Origin of the sequence: Ventrimonas sp. (assembly GCF_048380235.1) — a bacterium.
Classification (GTDB): domain Bacteria; phylum Bacillota; class Clostridia; order Lachnospirales; family Lachnospiraceae; genus Brotaphodocola.
This window is the reverse complement of the sequence record NZ_DBFCCJ010000047.1, coordinates 1-5,254: the sequence shown is the minus strand read 5'-3', so window position 1 is coordinate 5,254 and position 5,254 is coordinate 1. Positions and strand designations below refer to the sequence as shown.

The following is a 5,254-nucleotide window of genomic DNA, read 5'->3' as shown; positions in this document are numbered from 1 at the left end:
AAGGTAGTCCACCGTGTTCAGTGTCCCTGCGACCCAGGGTGCATAGGCCAGCAAGATAACCAGCGGGCAGGACAGCCAACTCAAAATACCAAAGACCGCACCAATAGGAAGCACTTTTGATTCGTACACAAAGCTGATCCGACAGAACTCCCGCATAGCGTTGATAACGGTTTTATTCTTCAAACCACCTACGCCATAGGCCCGGAAAGTTTGAATACCAGACACATACTCCACAATGCTGCTGACATTCTCTGCACAAATATCATTCTTTTCTTTACCATACTTCCGAACCATACGGAAGGAAAGCCACAGTCCAGGGATCAAAAGCAAGTCGGCAATCAGCAGGATAATTCCGGCAGGCACATAAATGGTCATCACAAAAATAATCAGCATGAGCGAAAGTGCAAAACTCTTTGCCATATCACCGATCTTATGGGTCAGGATTTTTTCATAGTTGTTTACATCGCTTGTGATGGTATTGATATAATCGCCGGTCTGTCCCTGGGTAAACCGGGAAAGCGGGATACGCTTCAAATGGTCGCCCATAAAGAGGCGGGTATTCTTGCTGACCTCTGCACCGCCGATCTGCGCTTTGGTATAGCCATAGCTGTAAATCAGGATACGAAGAAGAAAAACCACCGCGATCACACAGGTCAGAACCAGGACACGGTTCATGTCAAATTGTCCCGACCACAAAAACTGCATGACAGAGTAAAGCAGCATAAACAGGCTGCCGGAGAGAAGCCCTTCCAGAACAGTCCCGCCAACGCCAATATAAAAATTACGGTTCTTTTTCAATACATCATGCTCACTCATGCTGCTCGCCTCCCTCCAACTGATAAGTAATATTCCGGGCTGTTTCGTAGTCCTCCCACGCCTTCCGATAGTAAGCATTGTTCTTTCGGACTTCCTCATGGGTTCCGACACAGGTAATTGTGTGATTTTCAACCACTGCTACACGCTCGCACATCTTCAACGCGCTCAAACGATGGGCTACCACAATGACAGTCTTTCCCTTACAGAGATTTTGAATGGCTTTGTCAATCTCCATCTGATTTTCCGGGTCAGAGGCGCTTGTGGCCTCGTCTAAGATCAAAATGGGGGCATTCTTCAGGATAGCGCGGGCAATGGCAATCCGCTGTTTTTCACCGCCGGAGAAGCGAGAGCCAAAGCTGCCCACCTTCGTGTCATATCCATCCGGCAAAGACATGATGAAATCATCAATCTGCGCCTCTTTTGCGGCGGTCCGTACTTTTTCCAGAGTGGCGTTACTGCCCATGCGGATATTTTCTAAAACGCTGTCACGGGTCAGGAAGGTCTTTTGGAACACAATGGCGACATTTTTTAGGATAGTATCATAATTGAGTTCCTTTACATTTTTCCCGCCAATCAGCACTTCGCCCTCCTGCACATCATAGAACCGGGAGATCAGCTCAATCACGGTACTTTTACCGGCACCAGACTGTCCCACAAGGGCCATGCGTTCACCATCTTTAATTTTGAGATTAACGCCTTGCAGTACATCGGTCTTGCCATCATAGGAAAACCGAACATTCCGAAGTTCAATATCGTGATTTTGGGGAAAGTCCGCTCCACCCTCATAAATTGGAATATCCAGTATCTCTTTGGTCTTAGTAACAGCGTTCAGCACATTGGCAAAATTAGTCCCCAGTTCCTGTAGGGGGCGTATTTCCGTCAGATACATGGAACCTACATAGACGAACAGCAAAAATGCGCTGGCAGCCAGTGAGCCTTTCAGGAAAAACATTCCGCCGATTGGAACCATTATCAACATCCCACATTCGATGATAACAACAAAGGCCGCATAAGGTGGCCCCATGCGCCGGGAAGTTTCATTCCACATGGCATTTTCTTCCTGGATAGCGTCTGAAAACTTTTGAAACGATTTGCTCCCCATGTTATAGGCTTTAATCAATTTCATGCCGCTGATGTACTCAATCATAACCGAGTTCAGTGTGGTAATGGAGTGATTGGCCCGTTCCATCAGGTCATCCGTATTGCGGAACATCATCCCCATTACAACAACAGCAAGGATCAGCGGAACCAGGGAAATCAATGCCAGAGGAATATTGACGGTCATCAGATAAATAAAGATGACTACCGGCCCCACCAGATAGCACACAAGGTCAGGAAGGTTATGGGCCAGAAACAGCTCCAACTTTTCAATATCTTCATTCAGAACCGTTTTTATGTCCCCGGTGCGCCGTTCATTCAAGGCCCCTAAAGGCGCTCTGGCCATGTGTTCTGCAACCATGCAGCGCACTTTGAAAAGAGCGCCATAGGCCCCTTTGTGGGCTGCTACGCCGGAACAGCCAAACAGGGCAAACCGCAAAGTTACCGCCACTGCAATCATTACCACGGTATGTACAACAAGTTCCTGCGTGCAGGTATGATTGAAGGTGGCGTCCATCAGCCGGTAAATTCCAATGTAAGGGACGATAATGCAAAGACCGCTGACCGCCGATAGAAAAATTGCCAGGAACAGCCAGATTTTTTGCTCACCGGCCCAGTGGAGCAGCAAAGCTACTCTGTTTTCTTTTTTCTGTTTCATAGATCACCTCTCCTTTCCATCTGAAACAGAGAACAGCTCTCTCAATTTCGGGAGGGCATCCATTGTAACTGGTACATCATCGGGCATTTCGCCCTCGTCAAAATGCAGGACACGGGAGCAGGTACGGCAGACAAATTCAAAATCGTGGGTGACAATGAAAATAACCTTTCCCATATTGGACAACCGGCGGATCAGTCCCGCCACCTGCGTCATACTGTCAAAATCAAGGCCGCTGGTCGGTTCATCGAATACCAGCAGATCTTTCCCACAAATCATGCTAACAGCTACAGCTACTCGTTGCTTTTGACCGCCAGAAAGCGTGTTTGGATGGCGCTCCCGATATTGGGTAAGGCCTAATTCCTCCAAAGTTGCATTTACCAGTGTTTGATCTGGATTGCGTATACCAAAGGAGCACTCTGCCTCCACGCTGTCAGCGAAAAGTTCATAATTCACATCCTGCATAACCATGTAAGAGCGTTTCAGCCTTTCCTTACGCTCAATCGGCTCGCTTTCCCACAAAAATTGTCCATCGCAGTCTTTGTGAAGCCCACAGAGAGCGCGGGAAAATGTAGTCTTTCCAGCTCCGTTGTGGCCGACAACACCAATCACTTCGCCCTTTCCGGCGGATAGCTCAATGTCATGCAAAATTGTTTGCTTCTTGTAACGGAGCGTCACATTCCGCAGCTCCAATACAGGGGTAGGCGCAGGCAAGTGGGCTTTTTGCGGGAATACCGCCTGTAGATCAACAGCTCGCAGCCCCATGTGTTCACGATCAGGTTCAGATAGCTGCCAAAATTCTTCCGGGGTGTATATTCCTTTGATTTCTCCTTTTTCCAGATAAACAATTCGGTCAGCCAACTCCATCAGGTAGTACAGACGATGTTCCGCTATCAAAACTGTTTTTCCCTGTTTTTTTATCAGCCGCAAATGTTCCTTTAGTTCCTGGATCGAAGTCATATCCAGATTAGAGGATGGTTCATCCAATAGATAAATCTGTGGGTTCATGGCATAAACAGAAGCAAAGGCGATTTTCTGCTTTTCTCCGCCGGACAACTCAAAAATATTTCTGTTTCGCAGCTTTTGAATATGCAAATCTTCAGTTGTCTGCTCTACTCGCTCAGCCAATTTCTCAGGAGGGCGAGCTTCATTTTCAATTCCAAAGGCAATCTCACTGTCTGTATCAACATTGAAAAACTGCGTCCGTGGATTTTGGAAAACGGAGCCAACCTTAGCGGCAATCTGATACATGGGGATATTGCTGATTTCCTGACCATCTACCAGCACACGGCCATGAAGCTCCCCCTGATAAAACTGAGGGATCAGTCCATTCACCAGCCTTGTAATCGTTGTTTTTCCGCACCCGCTGCGGCCACAGAACAGGACGAATTCTCCGTCCGAAATTTTCAAATTGATGTCGCGCAGCCCACCATGTTCCTGCCCCGTATAGGAAAACGATACATTTTCAAACTCAATCAACCGATCACACCTCCTCGCACACATAATTCAAAAATCAGATAAGCTACGGCAACGGCCATGACGCCCCAATCGGAAATTCCGCATTTTATCTGGACAAGACAGGTGCGTGGATTGGGATTTTCAATTCCACGAGTGACAGAAGCAACAGAAAGATCATCCGCCGCTTTTGAAGCTGCCATCAATAAAGGCACATAAATACACTCAACCGTCATGCCCGGATGTGTTAAAAAGCCCGCCAGAGATGGTGAAACATCTCTCATTCTCATAGCGTCTGTGATATAGCGCCAGTCCTCTTGAATAGTTGGAATGTACCGCAGCATAACTGCCATAGGAATTACTAACTTTTTGGGTGCGCGGACACGGTTCATAGCAGACAGGAACTCATTGACTTTTGTAGTAGTCAGAACAATCCCAGCCAAGGTTCCGCACGCATAGACCTTATGAAACAAGCCTAAAAAGGCAATAAACATTGTCCGCAGCGTGCCTGTCATTTCTGCCATGATCCAAACTGTCAGGGCACAGATGACCGCATAAAAGCATACAGCCTTAATGACATATTTCCACTTTCCAAAGAAAGCCCCCAATATCGCAATCAGCATAACAAGGATAAATTGATATGCAAGTGAGGGCGCAAACATGGACGATAAAACACACATAAGAATAAGAAAGAGCTTGGCCCGTGGGTCGAGCCAAAGCTCTTTCTTATGGCGTTTACCGCTCATGCTGTAATACCTGCTTTTTCAAACTGCTTTTTCAGCATTTTGCAGCCTACAAAAGCGCTGATTGCAGATGTAATGATAACAGCAGCAAACATGGCAATCAGGATGCCGGTATTTGCAGTTGCCTGCATGGTGTCGATGTAACTCTGTTCAGTTCCGTTCCCCAGCATGGTCTGCGCCCAGCCGTTTGGGTCAACAAAGAACACGATATATGAACCAGTGCCACCGAGAGAGAACAGGATATAAGACAGGCTGTTGAGTTTTTTGCTTTTGTACTGCCCTGCACCAGCAACAAAGTCCGCGACAATCGCCATGATCATGTAACCCAATGCAAAAGCCCAGTGCATACCAGTCACGAACCAAATAATACCCATGATAACGCCCATTATAGAAAGGCTCCAACGCTTATGTACTTTTGCAATCAGCAAAAGATAAATGGGGCCAGCAAGCAGCCCACCTCCTGCTGGCATGAAAAAAGTAAGTACAG

General features: G+C 47.1%; 5 protein-coding genes. All 5 read right to left on the bottom strand.

Features of this window, described 5'->3' with window-relative positions; translation table 11 throughout:
• On the bottom strand, positions 1-816 hold an 816-nt coding region (locus ACMP1L_RS08365; RefSeq protein ID WP_418452660.1), incomplete at its 3' end, for an ABC transporter transmembrane domain-containing protein.
• A complete protein-coding gene (locus tag ACMP1L_RS08360; RefSeq protein ID WP_015524537.1) occupies positions 809-2,572 on the bottom strand; it encodes an ABC transporter ATP-binding protein in 1,764 nt (587 codons plus the stop codon). The genes ACMP1L_RS08365 and ACMP1L_RS08360, both read right to left, overlap by 8 nt.
• A 3-nt stretch (positions 2,573-2,575) precedes the next feature.
• Positions 2,576-4,048, bottom strand: a complete 1,473-nt coding sequence (locus ACMP1L_RS08355; RefSeq protein WP_014078544.1) for an ABC transporter ATP-binding protein — start codon at positions 4,046-4,048, stop codon at positions 2,576-2,578.
• Complete coding sequence (locus ACMP1L_RS08350; protein WP_015524536.1) at positions 4,045-4,770, bottom strand: energy-coupling factor transporter transmembrane component T; 726 nt, start codon at positions 4,768-4,770, stop codon at positions 4,045-4,047. Before ACMP1L_RS08350 ends, ACMP1L_RS08355 begins: the two co-directional genes overlap by 4 nt.
• A partial coding sequence (locus tag ACMP1L_RS08345; RefSeq protein WP_418452659.1) for an MptD family putative ECF transporter S component occupies positions 4,767-5,254 on the bottom strand: 488 nt, incomplete at its 5' end. The genes ACMP1L_RS08345 and ACMP1L_RS08350, both read right to left, overlap by 4 nt.

Coding starts and splice junctions, on each gene's coding strand:
- ACMP1L_RS08360 (WP_015524537.1), bottom strand. CDS start 2,572: ATGAAACAGAAAAAAGAAAACAGAGTAGCTTTGCTGCTCCACTGGGCC.
- ACMP1L_RS08350 (WP_015524536.1), bottom strand. CDS start 4,770: ATGAGCGGTAAACGCCATAAGAAAGAGCTTTGGCTCGACCCACGGGCC.